The sequence below is a fragment of the Rahnella sp. CFA14(1/10) genome (assembly GCF_004195095.1).
GTDB classification, from domain to species: domain Bacteria; phylum Pseudomonadota; class Gammaproteobacteria; order Enterobacterales; family Enterobacteriaceae; genus Rahnella; species Rahnella perminowiae.
The window spans coordinates 342,146-360,892 of record NZ_SEWS01000006.1; the positions used below are offsets into that span (position 1 = coordinate 342,146).

17 protein-coding genes and 1 rRNA gene are annotated in these 18,747 nt (G+C 50.0%); 8 read left to right on the top strand and 10 right to left on the bottom strand.

Annotated features, from left to right (window positions below; translation table 11 throughout):
• Positions 1-22: 22 nt before the first annotated feature.
• From atpE to ravA, 9 genes are all read right to left on the bottom strand, one after another.
• Positions 23-262: a F0F1 ATP synthase subunit C gene (atpE, locus tag EVX52_RS14515; protein ID WP_004093904.1), complete on the bottom strand. Its 240-nt coding sequence runs from the start codon at positions 260-262 to the stop codon at positions 23-25.
• A 49-nt stretch (positions 263-311) separates the two neighbouring features.
• Positions 312-1,094, bottom strand: a complete 783-nt coding sequence (atpB, locus tag EVX52_RS14520; RefSeq protein WP_129954133.1) for a F0F1 ATP synthase subunit A — start codon at positions 1,092-1,094, stop codon at positions 312-314.
• Between the two features lie 22 nt (positions 1,095-1,116).
• Positions 1,117-1,515 (bottom strand): F0F1 ATP synthase subunit I, encoded by a 399-nt coding sequence (atpI, locus tag EVX52_RS14525; protein ID WP_129954135.1) that lies wholly within the window; start codon positions 1,513-1,515, stop codon positions 1,117-1,119.
• A 649-nt stretch (positions 1,516-2,164) separates the two neighbouring features.
• Positions 2,165-2,785, bottom strand: coding sequence for a 16S rRNA (guanine(527)-N(7))-methyltransferase RsmG (rsmG, locus tag EVX52_RS14530; RefSeq protein ID WP_129954138.1), 621 nt, complete (start codon positions 2,783-2,785; stop codon positions 2,165-2,167).
• Between the two features lie 131 nt (positions 2,786-2,916).
• Entirely contained in the window at positions 2,917-4,806 is a 1,890-nt protein-coding gene (gene mnmG / locus EVX52_RS14535) for a tRNA uridine-5-carboxymethylaminomethyl(34) synthesis enzyme MnmG (RefSeq protein ID WP_129991559.1), read from the bottom strand.
• Positions 4,807-5,185: 379 nt separating this feature from the next.
• A complete protein-coding gene (gene mioC, locus EVX52_RS14545; RefSeq protein WP_129991560.1) occupies positions 5,186-5,629 on the bottom strand; it encodes an FMN-binding protein MioC in 444 nt (147 codons plus the stop codon).
• An 88-nt stretch (positions 5,630-5,717) separates the two neighbouring features.
• The gene (asnC, locus tag EVX52_RS14550; RefSeq protein ID WP_129954144.1) at positions 5,718-6,179 is read right to left on the bottom strand and encodes a transcriptional regulator AsnC; all 462 of its coding nucleotides are present in this window, start codon (positions 6,177-6,179) and stop codon (positions 5,718-5,720) included.
• Between the two features lie 21 nt (positions 6,180-6,200).
• A complete protein-coding gene (gene viaA, locus EVX52_RS14555) occupies positions 6,201-7,670 on the bottom strand; it encodes an ATPase RavA stimulator ViaA (RefSeq protein ID WP_129991561.1) in 1,470 nt (489 codons plus the stop codon).
• A gap of 2 nt (positions 7,671-7,672) precedes the next feature.
• The gene (ravA, locus tag EVX52_RS14560) at positions 7,673-9,181 is read right to left on the bottom strand and encodes an ATPase RavA (protein ID WP_129991562.1); all 1,509 of its coding nucleotides are present in this window, start codon (positions 9,179-9,181) and stop codon (positions 7,673-7,675) included.
• Positions 9,182-9,448: 267 nt separating this feature from the next.
• On the opposite strand from ravA, the gene kup reads away from it, so the two are divergent.
• The 7 genes from kup to rbsR all read left to right on the top strand — a co-directional run bounded on the left by kup (position 9,449) and on the right by rbsR (position 17,364).
• Positions 9,449-11,317: a low affinity potassium transporter Kup gene (gene kup / locus EVX52_RS14565; RefSeq protein WP_129991563.1), complete on the top strand. Its 1,869-nt coding sequence runs from the start codon at positions 9,449-9,451 to the stop codon at positions 11,315-11,317.
• Positions 11,318-11,531: 214 nt separating this feature from the next.
• A complete protein-coding gene (rbsD, locus tag EVX52_RS14570) occupies positions 11,532-11,951 on the top strand; it encodes a D-ribose pyranase (RefSeq protein WP_129954152.1) in 420 nt (139 codons plus the stop codon).
• Between the two features lie 7 nt (positions 11,952-11,958).
• On the top strand, positions 11,959-13,464 hold the full coding sequence (gene rbsA / locus EVX52_RS14575) for a ribose ABC transporter ATP-binding protein RbsA (protein WP_129991564.1): 1,506 nt from the start codon (positions 11,959-11,961) through the stop codon (positions 13,462-13,464).
• Positions 13,465-13,470: 6 nt separating this feature from the next.
• Positions 13,471-14,442 carry a ribose ABC transporter permease gene (gene rbsC, locus EVX52_RS14580; protein ID WP_129954156.1) on the top strand — a complete coding sequence of 324 codons (972 nt, stop codon included), beginning with the start codon at positions 13,471-13,473 and terminating at the stop codon, positions 14,440-14,442.
• A 23-nt stretch (positions 14,443-14,465) separates the two neighbouring features.
• The gene (gene rbsB / locus EVX52_RS14585; RefSeq protein WP_129954158.1) at positions 14,466-15,356 is read left to right on the top strand and encodes a ribose ABC transporter substrate-binding protein RbsB; all 891 of its coding nucleotides are present in this window, start codon (positions 14,466-14,468) and stop codon (positions 15,354-15,356) included.
• 67 nt (positions 15,357-15,423) lie between these two features.
• Positions 15,424-16,353: a ribokinase gene (rbsK, locus tag EVX52_RS14590; RefSeq protein ID WP_129991565.1), complete on the top strand. Its 930-nt coding sequence runs from the start codon at positions 15,424-15,426 to the stop codon at positions 16,351-16,353.
• The gene (gene rbsR, locus EVX52_RS14595) at positions 16,354-17,364 is read left to right on the top strand and encodes a ribose operon transcriptional repressor RbsR (protein WP_129991566.1); all 1,011 of its coding nucleotides are present in this window, start codon (positions 16,354-16,356) and stop codon (positions 17,362-17,364) included.
• Here the strand turns inward: rbsR and EVX52_RS14600 are convergent.
• Positions 17,347-18,036 (bottom strand): FadR/GntR family transcriptional regulator, encoded by a 690-nt coding sequence (locus EVX52_RS14600; protein ID WP_129954164.1) that lies wholly within the window; start codon positions 18,034-18,036, stop codon positions 17,347-17,349. The two genes, rbsR and EVX52_RS14600, sit on opposite strands and share 18 nt — an antisense overlap.
• A gap of 512 nt (positions 18,037-18,548) precedes the next feature.
• Here EVX52_RS14600 and EVX52_RS14605 point away from each other — a divergent pair.
• A 16S ribosomal RNA gene (locus tag EVX52_RS14605) occupies positions 18,549-18,747 on the top strand; the annotation flags it as partial.

The following is an 18,747-nucleotide window of genomic DNA, read 5'->3' on the forward strand; positions in this document are numbered from 1 at the left end:
TTAACAGTGAGCAAGCTCAATGTTAGGCGACAGCAAACATCACGTACAGACCCAGACCAACCGCAATCATTGGGATTGCATCGACCAGACCCATAACGATAAAGAACTGTGTACGCAACAGAGGGATCAGGTCAGGCTGACGTGCAGCACCTTCCAAGAATTTACCACCCAAGATGCCGATACCGATTGCAGCACCGATTGCCGCCAGGCCCATCATCACAGCGGCAGCCATGTACAGCAGATCCATACTCAGGTTTTCCATGACAGTCTCCAGTTTGTTTCAGTTAAAACGCAGTAGTGTTGAAAGAAAATCAGTGTTTTTCAGATGCCATCGAGAGATAGACGATCGTCAGAACCATGAAAATAAAGGCTTGCAGCGTAATGATCAGGATGTGGAAAATGGCCCAAGGCACATTCAGGATCCACTGTGACCACCACGGCAACAGGCCAGCAATAAGGATGAAGATCAACTCACCCGCATACATATTGCCAAACAGTCGCAGACCCAGTGAAACTGGTTTAGACAGCAGGCTGACACCTTCAAGAATCAGGTTAATCGGAATGAAAACCGGATGATTGAATGGCTGCATTGTCAGTTCTTTGATGAAACCGCCAAAGCCTTTCATCTTAATGCTATAGAAAAGAATCAGAATGAATACGCCAAGCGCCATGGACAACGTGATGTTCACGTCAGCCGTTGGAACCACACGCAACGCAGGCAGACCAAGCAATTTTTCACCGATAGTCGGCAGCAAATCAATTGGCAGCAAATCCATCAGGTTCATCATAAACACCCAGACGAAGACGGTCAGCGCGAGAGGTGCAATCACTTTGCTTTTGCCGTGATACATGTCACGCACGCTGCTGTCGACGAAACCAACGACCAGTTCAACTGCGGTTTGCAGCTTCCCCGGGACACCGCTGGTGGCGTTTTTGGCTACGCGATGGAAAATAACCAGAAAGAGTACTCCGAGGAACACGGAGAAAAACATCGAATCGATGTTAATCGACCAGAATCCCGTCCCGATCTGAAGCTGAGTCAGATGGTGACTGATATACTCTTGTGGAGTAGAGATTTCTCCTGATGCAGACATGATGCCTCTTACCCTTTAGTAGTTAAGTACGGTAACTGTTAATGACGGCCGGTGCCAAAATCTGAGTCATCAACACCGATAAATAGGCCAACCCCAACGGAGCAAAAGCCGCTTTAAACAGGCCAAGTGCGATAATCATTAAGATCACCGTAGCCAGCACCTTCAGCGCTTCTCCAATTGCAAAGGACCAGGCAACCCGTCCAGAGACCGTTGTTTGCGCCTGATGACGCCATGCAAACAGCATGAACAGTATATTTGGTAACCAAGCGGCCAACCCACCCATAAGAGCCGATAGGGTCCATTCCAGGCTTTTTAAACCAAATACTGCACTGAGCAGAACAAAGGTCAATAACTGCAGTATCAATAGCTTTCTGGCAACCTTCACACTCTGTGTACTGTGTAAAATACCGGATACAGACATGACGTTTGTTCTCTCCGTATCGAGTACCTAGCTGGAGGTATACTGAATGCCGTATATCACTGCCTTTACTGTTTTGAGTCAAGCAGCAAAAACCGAGCAAATTATACGGGGCACAGGAACGAATTCAATGGATAAGTAGCGAAAAGGTGAACAATTATTTAAATTTTCCTCTTCATCACTATTTTGCCAACCAAACTATAGCTGAATTTGCCCTTTTTACTTTGGTTCGGTTATTTCATCACCCGACAAAGAAGCGTGCACTGGATCACATAATTAACGCTAATCCCTTTATATACCCAGCATGCTTTCAATGTCTTTAGCTAAACAGGCTTTTTAAAAGCCATATAAATCAAATTGTTAATGAAATACTGCTCGAATATCAAACTTATTTAAAAATAGGCTCGATTTATTTACACAACAACCCAACAAATAACAACATTTTCATTACAAATTGAATATCAGCAGCTTGATGCCCGTTCAATTTCAAAAGTGACTATTACGCTCCGGATTAAAATAAAAACATCTCAGAAATGCTATCAGGGTGTAAAAAAGCGGTGTTTGGGTGTTCTTCCCTGCTATATAATTAGCCTGCTCATTTTAACTAAGTTAACACATGTTTTTTTTAAATCTTTTTTGATAAATCGCAACTTTAGTTTGCGCTAAGAATTATCAGATGACGTTCGCCGTCAAGTTCGGGTACCTGCAGCTTAATGACTGACTTCAGAGTAATCCCTGCCGGCAGCGCAGCAAGTTCATCATCAGGACGTACACCCTTTAAGGCATAAAAATGCCCCTCACCTTTCACGGGCAGATGGTGACACCAGGAAAGCATATCCTGCATTGATGCGAAAGCACGGCTTATCACCCCATCAAAAGGTGGATTCGGCACAAATTCTTCCACACGACTTTGTATAGGCTCGATATTTTTCAGCCCCAGCTCATGCTGAACCTGACGCAAAAAACGCACGCGCTTACCCAGGCTGTCCAGCAACGTAAAGTGTGAATCAGGGCGAACAATGGCCAGAGGGATCCCCGGTAAACCCGGGCCGGTTCCAACGTCAATGAAACGGCTACCTTGCAAATGCTCGTTCACCACAATGCTGTCCATAATATGACGTACCAGCATCTGCATCGGGTCACGGACAGATGTCAGGTTGTAGGCTTTGTTCCACTTATGCAGCAGTTCAACATAGCCAATCAGTTGTTGTTTTTGCTGATCGGGTAACGCTATTCCTGCCGCAGCAAGCAGCGAGTCGAGTTTATTATGCACGGTGAATCCTCAGACAGAATCGATATGCCGGGAACAACCCGGTTTAAAAATGATAAAACATACAAAATGATGGGAAAAGTAAGAATCGACCGCCGCTTCGGGATACCAAGGGCGGTCATCAGAGCAGTCGTTTATGCGCTGCGGCGCAGCAAACCTTGTTTTTTAAGCCAGATCAGCAAAATTGAGATTGCAGCCGGCGTAATACCGGAGATCCGTGAGGCCTGACCAATGGAGGTTGGCTTGTGATCGTTAAGTTTGGCGATCACTTCATTTGAAAGGCCATTCACCTGCCGGTAATCAAGATCGACAGGCAGCACCGTATTTTCGTTACGCTGCTGTTTTTCGATCTCTTCCTGCTGACGGGCAATATAACCTTCATATTTTATCTGAATTTCCACTTGTTCTGCCGCCTGCACATCCGGAACAGAAGGAGCGAACGGGGAAAGTCGGGTGATTAATTCATAGGTCATTTCAGGACGACGCAGCAGCTCTTCCGCACTGGCTTCTTTAGAAAGCGGGGCAGAAAGATGCGCGTTGATTTCATCAACCTGGGCATGATGAGGGTTCACCCAGATACCACGCAAACGCTGACGCTCCTGTTCGATCATTTCCAACTTTTCGTTGAATCGTGCCCAGCGGGCATCGTCAACCAGGCCTAACTCACGGCCCTTTTCTGTCAAACGTAAATCAGCATTGTCTTCGCGCAGCATCAGTCGATATTCAGCACGTGACGTAAACATACGGTACGGTTCTTTAGTGCCAAGCGTACACAGATCGTCAACCAGCACACCGAGGTAAGCCTGATCACGACGTGGTGCCCAGCCGTCTTCTTCACTGGCGCAACGGGCGGCATTCATACCGGCGAGTAAGCCCTGCGCAGCGGCTTCTTCGTAACCCGTCGTACCGTTGATTTGTCCGGCAAAGAACAGACCCGCGATAAATTTGCTTTCCAGCGTTGGTTTCAAATCACGCGGATCGAAGAAATCGTATTCAATGGCATAGCCGGGACGAACGATCACCGCATTTTCCATCCCCTGCATTGAGCGGACGATCTGCATCTGCACATCAAATGGCAGGCTGGTTGAAATCCCGTTCGGATACACTTCGTTGCTGGTCAGTCCTTCCGGTTCCAGGAAGATCTGATGCGAATTGCGATCGGCAAAACGCATGACTTTATCTTCGATCGACGGGCAGTAACGCGGGCCGATCCCTTCGATGATCCCGGCATACATCGGGCTGCGATCCAGGTTGTTGCGGATCACATCATGGGTTTTTTCGTTGGTATACGTCATGTAACACGGGATCTGGCGCGGATGCTGCGACACATTACCCATGAACGAGAATACCGGCGCCGGATTATCACCGTGTTGTTGTGCCAGTACGCTGAAATCAATGGTACGGGCATCGATACGCGGTGGTGTACCGGTTTTGAGACGGTTGACGCGCAGAGGTAGCTCTCGCAGTCTCTGAGACAAAGAAATTGCAGGAGGATCCCCTGCACGGCCTCCGCTGTAGTTTTCCAGACCGATGTGGATCTTTCCATCCAGGAAAGTGCCGACAGTCAGTACAACCGATTTAGCGCGGAATTTCAGCCCCATTTTGGTCACAGCACCAACGACCCGATCGTTTTCAACGATCAGGTCTTCAACAGGTTGCTGGAAGATCATCAGGTTTGGCTGGTTTTCCAAAGCGGTACGGACAGCCTGGCGGTACAGAACACGGTCAGCCTGAGCACGGGTCGCTCTGACAGCAGGGCCTTTGCTCGCGTTTAGTATCCTAAACTGAATGCCGGCATGATCGATGGCCGTGGCCATCAGACCACCCAGTGCGTCGACTTCTTTAACCAGATGTCCTTTCCCGATCCCGCCAATAGCAGGGTTACACGACATTTGTCCCAGCGTGTCGATATTGTGGGTGAGTAATAAGGTCTGACGTCCCATGCGTGCAGAAGCCATTGCAGCTTCAGTACCTGCATGGCCACCACCTATGATGATGACGTCAAATTGATCCGGATAAAACATGCGACTGCACCTCGGCGTTCAAGCGAACTTTCTTTGTATGGCGTTGGGAGGAGGGATTCTACTCAAGTTTTGAGCTTCCACAAGCCCCCGGGGATCTTCACTAATTAAAAGAAGATCTTTTTTATTTAAAGATCTCTTATTAATACTTCTATTAGGATCGCGATCCTCTGTGCATAAGTCTTTTTTGTTTATTAAGATCAGCATGCTAAGAAGGATCGAATGCTGTGAATGATCGGTGATCCTGGACAGTATAAGCTGGGATCAGAAGTGAGAGTTATACACAGCATGAAAAGCGTACAGGGGTTGTTAGAGGGATAACTACGGGTTTTACCCTGCTTTTAAGCCTAGTTATCCACATCTGATCGCCTGAAATTTACACTTATTTGATCAAATTAATCCAGTTGATCACCCAAACCTCAGCGGGATCTTCAGGAATTTCGTATTGCGTCACGTCGATCTCAAGGCGATCACCGATCCTTTTTGCCCCTAATGACGTCAGTTTGTCATCCAGGGAATTGATCGCGCCACAGAAAGTGTCATATTCACTGCTGCCCAATCCTAAGGCACCAAAGCGAACTTTAGACAGATCCGGTTGCTGATCTTCCAACTGCTCCATAAACGGTTGCAAGTTGTCGGGCAGTTCACCTGCGCCGTGAGTTGAACACACAACCAGCCAGATCCCTTCCTGCGGGACTTCATACAGCTCCGGGCCATGAAATAATTGGGTGGAAAAACCGGCTTCTTCCAGTTTCTCTGCCACATGTTCTGCAACATATTCGGCGCTGCCAAGCGTACTGCCACTGATCAGGGTAATGTCAGACATAATGCTCTCACCCGGGAAAAGGAGACTATTGTACGCTGTGAATGAGCTGGGATCTACCTGTGGATAATAGGGGTATAGAAATCAGATGTCAGGGCTGGATGGTGCGTGTGATGGGGTTCTGCAGAGAGATCAGGGTCTCGGTTGACTGGATCTCATCAATTGTTTGGATCTTGTTGATAAGTACATGCTGAAGGGAATCAATCGAACGACACATGATCTTGATGAAAATACTGTAATGCCCGGTGGTGTAATAGGCTTCAACCACTTCTTCTATATTCTCAAGCTTTTTCAGGGCAGAGGGGTAATCCTTGGCACTTTTTAAAATGATGCCAATAAAACAGCATACGTCGTAACCCAGCTGTTTGGGATTGACGGTAATATGCGCACCGGTAATGATGCCTGCCTGCTTCATTTTCTCTACGCGTACGTGGATCGTCCCCGGACTGACAGTAAACAATTTTGCCAGTTCGGCATAAGGCGTACGGGCATTGTCCATCAGGGCGTTGAGGATCCCGCGATCAAGCTCATCGAGCTGGTAAATTTCAGTCATGGTCATCTTTCTCTTGTGGGCTTAATTTCTCTGCCAGCGTCGCTGTACGCGGCTTTTAACCCCGGTATCAAAGCGCCAGATATGATCGAAAATTCGCAGGATGCCGGGCTTACCATAGTGTGACATTGCCAGGGCATGAAAGCGGTGATGTTTTTCGCGCTGCAGTGATCTGACCTTCATTTGTACTTCATCTGGCAACCGCTGGGCGATAAAGTCCGAGATCACCACGGCATCGGCATCTTCCCACTGCGGAGAAGCAAGTTTATCCAGTGTGGCATTCAGGCAGGCTGCCAGATCGGTACCGCCGCGAAAATGTTGTCCCAGAAAGCGCAGCGCCTGATCCAGGCCACCGTTAGAGGTCAGTTCATAATGGATCACTTCACTGGCAAATAACATGATGTAACATCGGCGGTTATCCGCCAGAGCGATCTTCAGTAATGCCAGACAGAATGCTTTGGCGCACTGTTCGTTAAAGCCGCCCATGGAACCGGACGTATCGACGCAGACCACAAAAGGCCCGCGCGGTTGCGGTTCCTGTTGCTGATAGACCACCGGCCGTTTGACCACTTTCTCACGCCAGACATCCCCTTGCAGGCGATATGTCATCAAACGCTTTTCCAGCAAGCGACGATAGAATTCATATTCCAGCTCAGGCAGCCCCAGCGTCACCAGCTCCGTCGGCATGAGGCGCAAAATATCATCGCTCTGATGAATGCCGTTCACTTCTTCCGGCACTGTCGCGGGTTCGCGCACCATCAGCCGGTGCGTTTCCATTTTTGCATCTTCATGTGGACTGGTTTTGGCCGTCTGGCTGCGGCCCAGTTGTTCGGCCAGATGCATCAGTTCAGGCTGTTGCTGAAGGAAAGCGCCAAACCGTGCCAGTGACTGAATATCACCCCGCAGCCGCTTCCCTTTACTCATGTCCCACAAACGTCCGGCGGCAGTATCGTTCTCGGCTAATAAAGGGGATAACTCGCTGCTGAGCTGCAGACGTTGCAGCAATTCTTCCTGCAATTGCTCCTGTTCCTGTTCGAGCAACTGATGATGAACGTTCACCGTCTGGAAGGTCAGGTTCAGGCGCCAGCGCTGAAGGAATAAAGTATGAAAGCTATTGCCGGTTTTTGACGTACGCGAAGCTTCATTATTTTCCTGTAAGGTACGGGCTTCTGTAGCAAATGGAGAACTGAGTTGCACCAGTTCATCGATGAGGGAAGCGAGACCGGACTGAAAAGACGTGGCATCAAGCTGCTGACAGTGCTGGTAAAGGTAGAATTCTTTGGCCAGCTCATGAGGAACCGGCGTTTCGTGGATCCTCTGGCGCAGGCGCAATTTCCATTCCGGAAGATCCCGGGTTAATGCACGCTTCAGACGGGGAAATTTCTCGAAGAAAACGACCAGTGCAGGCGCCGCCAGCAAGCCGACAATCAGTTCTTCAATCAGTTCGGCTTCGCTGATCGCCAGCAGCAGATCCAGTGACTCGAGACTGAACATGATCAGTGACCGCTGAATGTCTGTTGCTGATGACGCAACTGTTCAGCCACCTGCAGCAGGCTGGCTTCAATTTTTGCCATCCATTCAGCCGGAACAAACAGGCAGTTTTGCTGCTGGCTGAATTCATGCCTCTGCTGCGCCAGTTTTGCGGTCAGGTCATTGAGCATATTTTTCATTTCGTCGGGAACAGCAATATGCGCATGGCCGGGCAGTGTCAGTGGTGTGCTCTGACGGCTCACATCCAGCACCAGAATTTGCTGTTTGTCATCGATTTCCAAATCCACGGTTTGTACAAAACCAATCCCGTTGAGTTTGGCTTTCATTACGCCCCCTTTATTGAGCCATTCTTCCAGGATGCTGCGTTCGAATAATAAGTGTGTGACTTTTATTTCATGCAGGTGCAAAGGCGTTTGCAATAACAAGGTCAGATTGGGGGTATTGAGTGATTCTGGCAGGCTGTATTGTGGCTTACGGCTGAAAATCCCGGCTTTCTTACTCAGTTTGATTGACTGACGCGTGCTCTGTTGTTGCTGATGTTGCATCCACTGCTGATTAAGCTGCTGGATTTTCATCAGCAATGCCTGCTGCTGATAAGCCTGCTCAGTGATGAGTTGCTCAATCTGAGTGTGCAGGAGGTTATACGTATTGAGATCATGCCATAAACAATCTTTCAGCAGGATCAGATCCACCGGGGTAATCGCTTTTCTGCCACTGAAAAATGCACAGGCCTGCAACAGGCGCAGGGCTTTTTTCCAGCGACGGTCAGAAACATAAGGGGCAGTATCCAGGGCATCAAGGCGCTGGCGCAGCTGGAAGATCAGCTCAAAGCAACTGTCTGAAAGATTGACTTTGTCGATCTCCGGCTGCCATTGTTGGTATTCTTCATCACTGATACTCAGAGACTCTGCTACCGGATTAGTGCTTTCATTGTTACGGCTGGTCAGCAGTGAGCGAAAATTTTGCTTATCCTGCACTTTATCCAGCCACAGACGGATCAGCATGCGGTCATACAGTGCCTCAAGACCACCATCAGCTTCGGGTAATTCGTTGGAAGCGCTGACCAGCAGACGTAAAGGTATTGCTTCTTCACGCTCGCCATTACGGAACCGGCGCTCGTTGATGGCGGTCAGAAGCGTGTTGAGAATGGCGGGACCGGCTTTCCAGATTTCATCAAGGAAGACAATTTCAGCTTCCGGCAAATAACCTTCGGTCAGACGCAGATAGCGGCCCTCATCTTTCAGGGCCTGAATTGATAGCGGACCAAAGACTTCTTCCGGCGTGGAAAAGCGTGTCATAAGATATTCAAAAGCGCGGGCATGGCGGAACGCGAATTTCAGGCGACGGGCGATCAGACTTTTTGCAATGCCCGGCGGCCCCAGCAGGAAAACGCTTTCGCCGCACAGGGCGGCCAAAAGGCAAAGTCGTATGGCATCCTGCCGTTCGTACAGGCCATGTTCTAATGCGTTGGCAAGACGGGCTATCCGTTCTGCCAAAAGGGGAGATTGCGCCATACTGTCTCTTTCGGTATCCATTAAGTTATTGAATAGTGTACTGGCTGGTGACGATATTCCACGTTTATTTTTATCGTTATAGCTTGTTGATTACTAAAAATTTTCTATTATCAAAAATGCGACCTCGTTCATAAGAACGCCGGTTTCACTGCGCATTTAAGGGTAGGCAATCTGATTTATTCGTGCATACTGTGCGCCTTTTAGTGGGCATCATAAGTCTGAGCGCACACATCGCTTACGGATGTTCGAGCAAAAAAGAAACGAAATATGAGCACTGAACATAAACGGTCACTCCCAGCAGTAACCCTGGCCGCCATTGGTGTGGTCTATGGCGACATTGGTACCAGTCCTCTCTATACCTTAAGAGAGTGTTTTTCTGGTCATTATGGTTTTAACGTTGAACCCAGCGTCGTTTTTGGCTTTCTTTCTCTGATTTTTTGGATGTTAATCCTCATTGTTTCGCTCAAGTACCTCACTTATGTGATGCGGGCGGACAACGCAGGCGAAGGGGGTATTCTGACGCTGATGTCTCTGGCAGGCAGAAACACGTCGGCGCGAACCACTGCCGTTCTGGTCATTCTCGGCCTGATCGGGGGAAGCTTCTTCTATGGTGAAGTGGTGATCACTCCGGCTATTTCAGTACTTTCCGCAATGGAAGGTCTGGAAATCGCAGCCCCTTCGCTCGATCCTTATATCGTTCCTCTTTCTATTACTGTTCTGACGCTGCTTTTCATTATTCAGAAGCATGGTACCGGCATCGTGGGCAAACTGTTTGCACCGGTAATGTTGCTGTGGTTCCTGACGCTGGCGGTGCTTGGCGTCAACAGTATTATGCAGAATCCTGAAGTGCTGCGCGCCATGAACCCTATGTGGGCAGTTAACTTCTTTATCGAGCATAAGTCGTTCTCCTTCCTGGCGCTCGGTGCAGTGGTTCTGTCGATTACCGGTGTTGAAGCGTTATATGCCGATATGGGCCACTTCGGGAAATTCCCTATCCGTCTGGCCTGGTTCACCGTGGTACTGCCTTCTCTGGTGCTGAACTATTTCGGTCAGGGCGCATTATTGCTGAAAAAACCGGAATCGATTAAGAACCCGTTCTTCCTGCTGGCGCCTGACTGGGCATTAATCCCGTTACTGATTCTGGCAACACTCGCGACCATTATCGCCTCCCAGGCAGTTATTTCGGGCGTGTTTTCCCTGACCCGCCAGGCTGTACGTTTGGGCTATTTACCGCCAATGCGCATTATCCATACGTCAGAAATGGAAGCAGGCCAGATTTACATTCCGGCTATCAACTGGCTGCTTTATTTTGCGGTGGTTATTGTTATCGCCAGCTTCGAGCATTCGAGCAATCTGGCGGCGGCTTATGGTATTGCCGTGACCGGTACGATGGTGCTGACCAGCATACTTTCCTGTACGGTTGCGCTTAAAAACTGGCACTGGAAACCCTTCCTGGTCGGACTTTTACTGATCGGTCTGCTGTTTATGGATATCCCGCTGTTCGCGGCGAATGCCACCAAACTGTTCTCCGGTGGCTGGTTGCCACTGACGCTGGGTTTGTGCATGTTCATCGTGATGACCACCTGGAAGAGCGAACGCTTCCGCCTTATGCGCCGTATGAACGAGCATGGGAATTCCCTGGAGGCGATGATCGCCTCTCTGGAAAAATCTCCGCCGGTGCGTGTTCCGGGAACGGCTGTGTATATGTCTCGCGCCATCAACGTCATTCCGTTTGCATTGCTGCACAACCTCAAACACAACAAAGTATTGCATGAGCGCGTGGTTCTGCTGACGCTGCGCACGGAAGATGCGCCTTATGTGCATAATGTCCGGCGTGTCACCATCGAGCAGCTGTCACCGACGTTCTGGCGTGTAGTAGCCAGTTACGGGTTTAAAGAAACGCCGAACGTGGAAGAAGTATTCCATCGCTGTGGTCTGGAAGGATTACCGTGCCGGATGATGGAAACGTCATTCTTCATGTCGCATGAATCGCTGATCCTGACCAAGCGCCCGTGGTATCTGTACTTCCGTGGGAAACTCTTTATGGCGCTCAGCCGCAATGCCCTGCGTGCGCCCGATCAGTTTGAAATTCCGCCTAACCGGGTGATCGAACTCGGCACGCAGGTGGAAATCTGATCCCCATTTCTGCCGCTCAAAGGGTACCTTCGGGTACCCTGTTTTATTTCTGCTCCTGCCTTTCTTAAACGATAACTCAAATTTCCACGTTGTTTCCGAATCAGTCAGCGAAACGTTTCGACGCTGATCACAATTCCATCACTAGCTCGTTGCCATGTCCGCTAATCTTTATAAACTCTTCAATGAGCGAAACGTTTCGCTGTAGGAGTTCACAATGAAGAAGTCACCGCTGTTAAATGCCGAAATCTCACATGTTATTGCCCGGTTAGGCCACACCGATCAGCTGGTTATTGGCGATGCCGGTCTTCCGGTGCCAGCAGCTTGCCAACGCATCGATCTGGCATTAACCCAGGGAGTCCCCACCTTTTTACAAGTCTTAGAGGTAGTGACACACGAGATGCAGGTTGAGCGGGCTATCCTCGCCGAGGAAATCCAGACTAAAAATCCTCAACTCCATGAAGCGTTGCTCGCCCAATTGACACAACTCGAACAACACCAGGGAAACACCATTGCTTTGGATTACGTCAGCCATGAGGCATTCAAAGCGCAAAGCGAAAAAAGTCGGGCTGTGATCCGCAGCGGGGAATGTTCGCCTTATGCGAACATTATTCTGTGTGCCGGCGTAACCTTCTGAGGCTTTTATGCAACCTTTGCTGCAACTGACAGGCATTGATAAAGCCTTTCCCGGCGTGAAAGCCCTTTCCGGCGCGGCGCTCAGCGTCTATCCGGGACGAGTGATGGCGTTGGTGGGGGAAAACGGCGCGGGCAAGTCCACCATGATGAAAGTGCTGACCGGCATCTATCAAAAAGATGCCGGCTCAGTACGTTTTCTGGGTAAGGAAGCGACGTTCAACGGTCCGAAAGCATCGCAGGAAGCCGGGATCGGGATTATCCATCAGGAATTAAATCTGATCCCTCAACTGACTATTGCTGAAAACATCTTCCTTGGCCGTGAGTTTGTAAACGGTTTTGGCCGTATCAACTGGAAGAAGATGTATGCCGAAGCCGATAAACTGCTGGCGCGCCTGAATCTGCGTTACAAAAGTGACCGGCTGGTGGGGGATTTATCCATCGGCGACCAGCAAATGGTCGAAATAGCTAAGGTGCTTAGCTTTGAATCCAAAGTCATCATCATGGATGAGCCGACCGATGCCCTGACCGATACTGAAACCGCTTCTTTATTTAGCGTTATACGCGAACTGAAAGCTGCCGGCTGTGGCGTGGTGTATATCTCACACCGCATGAAAGAAATCTTCGAAATCTGCGACGACGTGACGGTATTTCGTGACGGGCAGTTCATTGCAGAGCGTCCGGTCAGCGAACTGGAAGAAGACACGTTGATTGAAATGATGGTGGGTCGCCGTCTGGAGGAACAATACCCGCGTATTAATCATGAACGCGGTGCGCTGCGCCTGCAGGTGCGTGATATCAGCGGACCGGGAGTGAACAACATCAGCTTTGATCTGTACAGCGGCGAAATCCTGGGGGTTTCCGGTTTGATGGGTGCCGGCCGTACCGAACTGATGAAAATTCTCTACGGCGCGCTACCGCGTAAAAGTGGTTATGTGGCGCTAGATGGCCGCGAAGTGGTGACTCACTCTCCGCAAGACGGGTTGGCAAACGGTATTGTTTACATTTCTGAAGACCGTAAGCGCGATGGTTTGGTGCTCGGTATGTCTGTGAAAGAAAACATGTCACTGACCGCGTTGCGCTATTTCAGTCACACCGGCGGGCGCCTTAAGCATGCCGACGAACAGCAGGCTGTCGGCGATTTCATCCGCCTTTTCAATATCAAAACACCGTCAATGATGCAGACCATCGGCCTGCTGTCCGGCGGTAATCAACAAAAAGTGGCGATTGCCCGTGGATTAATGACGCGGCCGAAAGTTCTGATCCTCGACGAACCGACGCGCGGCGTTGACGTTGGTGCTAAAAAAGAAATTTACCAGCTTATAAACCAGTTCAAGCGCGAAGGGCTGAGCATCATTTTGGTTTCCTCAGAAATGCCGGAAGTGATTGGCATGAGTGACCGGGTTTTGGTGATGCATGAAGGTCATTTAAGCGGTGAATTCCCGATAGAACAGGCTACGCAAGAAGTGTTGATGGCAGCTGCTGTCGGCAAGCAATACGGCGTGACGCAGGAGTAATCAGATATGAGTTCTCAGACATTGCCAGCCAAAAAGCGCTGGATCAGTAAAGAGTGGTTGCTGGAGCAAAAGTCTCTGATTGCGCTGCTGGTGTTGATTGCCGTGGTTTCTTCCATGAGCCCGAATTTCTTTACGGTTAACAACCTGTTTAACATCCTCCAGCAGACGTCCGTCAACGCTATTATGGCGGTGGGTATGACGCTGGTGATCCTGACGTCCGGTATCGATTTATCCGTCGGCTCTTTGCTGGCGCTGACCGGTGCTGTTGCCGCCTCGATTGTCGGACTGGAAGTGAATGCGCTGGTTGCTGTGGGGGCTGCGCTGGTGCTGGGTGCCGCTGTGGGTGGCGTCACCGGTATGATTGTGGCCAAAGGTAAGGTTCAGGCGTTTATCGCCACGCTGGTCATGATGTTGCTGCTGCGCGGTATCACAATGGTGTATACCAACGGCAGCCCGATCAGTACCGGTTTTAATGATGTCGCTGATGTATTTGGCTGGTTTGGTATCGGTCGCCCGCTGGGTATCCCGACGCCCGTCTGGCTGATGGCTGTGGTGTTTATTGCGGCGTGGTACATGCTGCATCACACCCGGCTAGGGCGTTATATCTACGCGCTGGGCGGTAACGAATCCGCTACGCGTCTGTCAGGTATCAGCGTCGATAAAGTTAAAATTATCGTCTATTCCCTGTGTGGGTTGTTAGCCGCTCTGGCCAGTATCATTGAAGTGGCGCGATTATCCTCTGCGCAGCCGAACGCGGGTACAGGTTATGAGCTGGATGCGATTGCCGCTGTGGTATTAGGGGGAACCAGCCTGTCCGGGGGAAAAGGACGCATTGTTGGAACGCTGATCGGTGCATTGATCCTTGGCTTCCTGAATAACGGTTTGAACTTATTAGGTGTTTCTTCCTACTACCAGATGATCGTAAAAGCAGTTGTCATCCTGCTGGCGGTTCTGGTGGATAACAAAAGCAACAAATAACCTCTCCTACAGGACTTATGACCATGAATATGAAAAAACTGGCTGTCTGGGTTTCCGCTGCAGCGATCACCGCTTCTTTCAGTGCTAACGTTCTGGCGAAAGATACCATTGCGCTGGTGGTTTCCACGCTGAACAACCCGTTCTTCGTCTCCATGAAAGACGGTGCGCAGAAAGAGGCGGACAAACTGGGTTATAACCTGGTGGTTCTTGACTCTCAGAATAACCCGGCGAAAGAACTGGCAAACGTACAGGATCTGACGGTTCGTGGCACTAAGCTGATGCTGATCAACCCGACTGATTCTGATGCGGTAGGCAATGCCGTTGCGATGGCAAACCAGGCGAAAATCCCGGTGATCACCCTTGACCGTCAGGCTACTAAGGGGGTTGTGGCCAGCCACGTTGCATCGGATAACGCCTTCGGTGGTAAAATGGCCGGTGATTACATTGCCAAGAAACTGGGTGAAAACGCTAAAGTCATTGAACTCGAAGGGATCGCCGGGACGTCTGTTGCCCGTGAACGTGGTAAAGGTTTTGCTCAGGCTGCTGAAAAACACCATTTCCAGATCCTCGCCAGCCAGCCTGCTGACTTCGACCGCACCAAGGGCCTGAACGTTATGCAGAACCTGCTGACTGCACATCAGGATGTACAGGCCGTGTTCGCTCAGAATGATGAAATGGCGCTCGGTGCATTGCGCGCCCTGCAAACTGCCGGTAAAACGGATGTGCTGGTTGTTGGCTTTGACGGCACCGAAGACGGTATCAAAGCGGTTAACAGCGGTAAAATGGGTGCGACCGTTGCGCAGCGCCCTGAACAAATCGGTGTGATCGGCGTTCAGACCGCAGACAAAATATTGAAAGGTGAAAAAGTGCCTGCTGTTATCCCTGTTGATTTGAAACTGGTTGCTCAGCCGTAATACTCTTTTTATCTACGCTGTAACTGCGCCTTCTGATGGAGGCGCTATTTGACTCAGGGATCTCCACATGAAAACCGGCAAACTGGTGGTACTCGGCAGTATCAACGCTGACCACATTCTGAATATCAACCAATTCCCGCTACCGGGCGAAACGGTTATTGGCAAGCAGTATACCGTAGCCTTTGGCGGCAAAGGGGCGAATCAGGCCGTTGCAGCCGGTCGCAGTGGTGCTGATATTTCTTTTATTGCTTGTGTGGGAGATGATGATATTGGTGAGCGCGTTCGCAAGCAGCTGGCCAGTGACCATATTGACACGCAACCCATTGAAGCCATTAAAGACACTACCACTGGCGTAGCGCTGATTTTTGTGAATGCGGAAGGTGAGAATGTTATTGGTATCGATGCGGGAGCTAATAAAGCTGTCACCCCGGCATACCTTGATCGCTATAAACAGCAGGTCATCGGGGCTTCTGCTTTATTAATGCAACTGGAATCCCCTCTTGATACGGTGATTGCGGCAGCGAAGATTGCCAAAGACAACGGTACCCAGGTGATCCTCAATCCGGCTCCTGCATGCGAATTGCCGGATCAATTACTTGCGCGGGTGGATATAATCACCCCGAACGAAACCGAAGCTGAAAAGCTGACGGGAATTAAAGTTGACAGTAATGAAGCTGCCGCATGTGCTGCGAAAGCTTTGCATGAAAAAGGTATCGCAACCGTCATCATTACGCTGGGCAGTAAAGGCGTCTGGCTCAGCCAGAACGGCGAAGGAAAGTTGGTGGCGGGGTTTCGCGTGAAAGCCGTCGATACAATAGCAGCAGGTGATACTTTTAACGGTGCATTAGTCACCGCGTTGCTTGAAGGTAAAACGATGGATAGCGCGGTACGATTCGCGCATGCGGCGGCGGCGATTGCCGTGACGCGCCCTGGTGCCCAACCTTCCGTTCCGTGGCGTAACGAAATAGACGATTTCCTCGCACAACAGGAGGCCTGATTGGCCACCATGAAAGATGTCGCCCGCCTTGCGGGCGTTTCAACCTCGACAGTCTCCCATGTTATCAACAAGAATCGTTTTGTCAGTGAGTCCATCGCTGAGAAAGTGAATGCTGCCGTAGAACAACTTAACTACGCGCCTTCCGCATTAGCCCGCAGCCTCAAGCTGAATCAGACCCGTACTCTCGGTATGTTGCTGACGGCCAGCAGTAACCCTTTCTATTCGGAAGTCGTGCGCGGAGTGGAGCGCAGTTGTTATGAGCGTGGATACAGCCTCATTTTATGCAATACAGATAATGATGCAGAGCGTATGAACCGCAGCCTGGAGACGCTGTTGCAAAAGCGGGTCGATGGGTTGCTCATCATGTGTACTGAAAACCACCGGCCATCGAAAGATGCGATCAGCCGGTATCCGTCACTGCCGATTGTGATGATGGACTGGTCACCGTTTGATGGCGCGATAGATATTATTCAGGATAACGCGCTGCTGGGCGGCGAAATGGCGACGGCGTTTTTAATCCGTCAGGGATATCATCGCATCGCCTGTATTACCGGCCCGTTGGATAAAACGACTGCGCAGGAACGACTCAGTGGCTATCGTCAGGCGATGGAGAAAGCAGGTCTGAAGATTTTGCCCGGTTATGAAGTGAGTGGTGATTTTGAATTTGAAGGCGGATTAGCCGCAATGCAAAAGTTGCTGGCGCTACCTGAACCGCCTCATGCAATTTTCGCCGGTAACGACGCGATGGCGGTTGGCGTGTATCAGGCTCTTTATCAGCGCAGATTGCGCGTCCCTGAGGATGTCGCCGTGATGGGTTACGATGATATCCAGTTAGCGCAATATATGATGCCGCCGCTGACAACAATCCATCAACCTAAAGACTCGCTGGGAGAACTGGCCGTTGATGCATTACTACATCGGTTGCAAGACCCGGATTCACAACCACAGGTATTAGTATTAACGCCGGAGCTGGTCGTGCGTCAGTCGGTGGGATCACTCATCGGTAAGTAACAGGCTCTGACATTCCAGAAGTGCTGCATTGGCATCACCGGCCAGAATGGCATCCGTCAGCCGCTGGTGATGCTCCAGCTTAATCACCTCATTGCCGGTAATTGCCCGAAAATAGCTCTGATACACTGAGCTGAATAAATTCGCGAAAGAAGTCAGGAACGGATTTTTCCCCGCTTCATAGATAAGCTGGTGAAATTGCGTATCTACTGTTATCCAACGTTCCCGATCGAAGTTGTTATGTAGCTGGCGCATCTCATACATATAGAGGGAGAGCTGATGCGTTTGCTCTTTACTGGCAGCGAGTGCCGCTAAGGCGCAGGCCTGAGGTTCGAGAGCTCTGCGCAAAACAATAAAATGTGCCATCACCTGATCGAAGTTTTCGCGGGTCATCCACCAGGTCAGTAATTCCTGATCGAGAAAGTTCCAGCTTGATTGTGGCATCACCCGGGTACCAATTCGCGGACGAGGTAAAAGCATCCCCTTGGCCGTCAGCGTTTTTACGGCTTCACGCACGGCCGTGCGGCTGACCCCAAAAATCTCTCCTAACTCATTCTCGCCGGGAAGAATGGCACCTTCCGGATATTCCCCAGACAAAATACGTTGTGCAATTTTCTCCGCAAGAAGATAAGAAAGGTTACGTTGAGCCGCTTGTTGATGCGCATTGAGTAGCATGTAAGGTATTCCTGAATGTCTTTCTCTTATTATAAAGGAGAGTTTACTCCAGGCTCCGGCTTAAAACGGGGATGTTTTTAGCGGAAAACGGTCGATATTTATCCATTTCGGGCAAAATTGTTGGATTAATGACCGGTTGATAAAAAAAGTTAATTTAGGGGTTGCGGGCTTCTGAGAACTCCCTATAATGCGCCTCCACTGACCGGGAACAACGACTGACAAGTCGCCTGGCCAGGAAGAGAAAAAGAAGAATGTTCGAATGAATAATCTCTTGACTCTTCAGCGGGAAAACGTAATATACGCCTCCCGCGCTGCATAAGATTCCTTGCGAACCGCGGCATGCTCTTTAACAATTTATCAGACAATCTGTGTGGGCACTCACAAGACGATATCAGCCACCTCGGTGGCAAAAAATATCAAGTCTTAGAGTGACCAAGCAGTAATTCATTTAGTTGAATTATTACGAAGTAATCTCTGAGCACCGCTTAACATGTTTAAGCAAATCGAACTTTTAATTGAAGAGTTTGATCATGGCTCAGATTGAACGCTGGCGGCAGGCCTAACACATGCAAGTCGAGCGGCATCGGGAAGTAGCTTGCTACTTTGCCGGCGAGCGGCGGACGGGTGAGTAATGTCTGGGAAACTGCCTGATGGAGGGGGATAACTACTGGAAACGGTAGCTAATACCGCATGACCTCGAAAGAGCAAAGT

What these genes read in the sequence shown, in the direction of transcription:
- rbsK (WP_129991565.1), top strand. Translation starts at nt 15,424, where the DNA reads ATGAAAACCGGCAAACTGGTGGTACTCGGCAGTATCAACGCTGACCAC.
- kup (WP_129991563.1), top strand. Translation starts at nt 9,449, where the DNA reads ATGAGCACTGAACATAAACGGTCACTCCCAGCAGTAACCCTGGCCGCC.
- ravA (WP_129991562.1), bottom strand. Translation starts at nt 9,181, where the DNA reads ATGGCGCAATCTCCCCTTTTGGCAGAACGGATAGCCCGTCTTGCCAAC.
- atpE (WP_004093904.1), bottom strand. Translation starts at nt 262, where the DNA reads ATGGAAAACCTGAGTATGGATCTGCTGTACATGGCTGCCGCTGTGATG.
- mnmG (WP_129991559.1), bottom strand. Translation starts at nt 4,806, where the DNA reads ATGTTTTATCCGGATCAATTTGACGTCATCATCATAGGTGGTGGCCAT.
- rbsC (WP_129954156.1), top strand. Translation starts at nt 13,471, where the DNA reads ATGAGTTCTCAGACATTGCCAGCCAAAAAGCGCTGGATCAGTAAAGAG.
- asnC (WP_129954144.1), bottom strand. Translation starts at nt 6,179, where the DNA reads ATGACTGAAATTTACCAGCTCGATGAGCTTGATCGCGGGATCCTCAAC.
- rbsD (WP_129954152.1), top strand. Translation starts at nt 11,532, where the DNA reads ATGAAGAAGTCACCGCTGTTAAATGCCGAAATCTCACATGTTATTGCC.
- rbsA (WP_129991564.1), top strand. Translation starts at nt 11,959, where the DNA reads ATGCAACCTTTGCTGCAACTGACAGGCATTGATAAAGCCTTTCCCGGC.
- atpI (WP_129954135.1), bottom strand. Translation starts at nt 1,515, where the DNA reads ATGTCTGTATCCGGTATTTTACACAGTACACAGAGTGTGAAGGTTGCC.
- viaA (WP_129991561.1), bottom strand. Translation starts at nt 7,670, where the DNA reads ATGTTCAGTCTCGAGTCACTGGATCTGCTGCTGGCGATCAGCGAAGCC.
- rbsB (WP_129954158.1), top strand. Translation starts at nt 14,466, where the DNA reads ATGAATATGAAAAAACTGGCTGTCTGGGTTTCCGCTGCAGCGATCACC.
- mioC (WP_129991560.1), bottom strand. Translation starts at nt 5,629, where the DNA reads ATGTCTGACATTACCCTGATCAGTGGCAGTACGCTTGGCAGCGCCGAA.
- EVX52_RS14600 (WP_129954164.1), bottom strand. Translation starts at nt 18,036, where the DNA reads ATGCTACTCAATGCGCATCAACAAGCGGCTCAACGTAACCTTTCTTAT.
- atpB (WP_129954133.1), bottom strand. Translation starts at nt 1,094, where the DNA reads ATGTCTGCATCAGGAGAAATCTCTACTCCACAAGAGTATATCAGTCAC.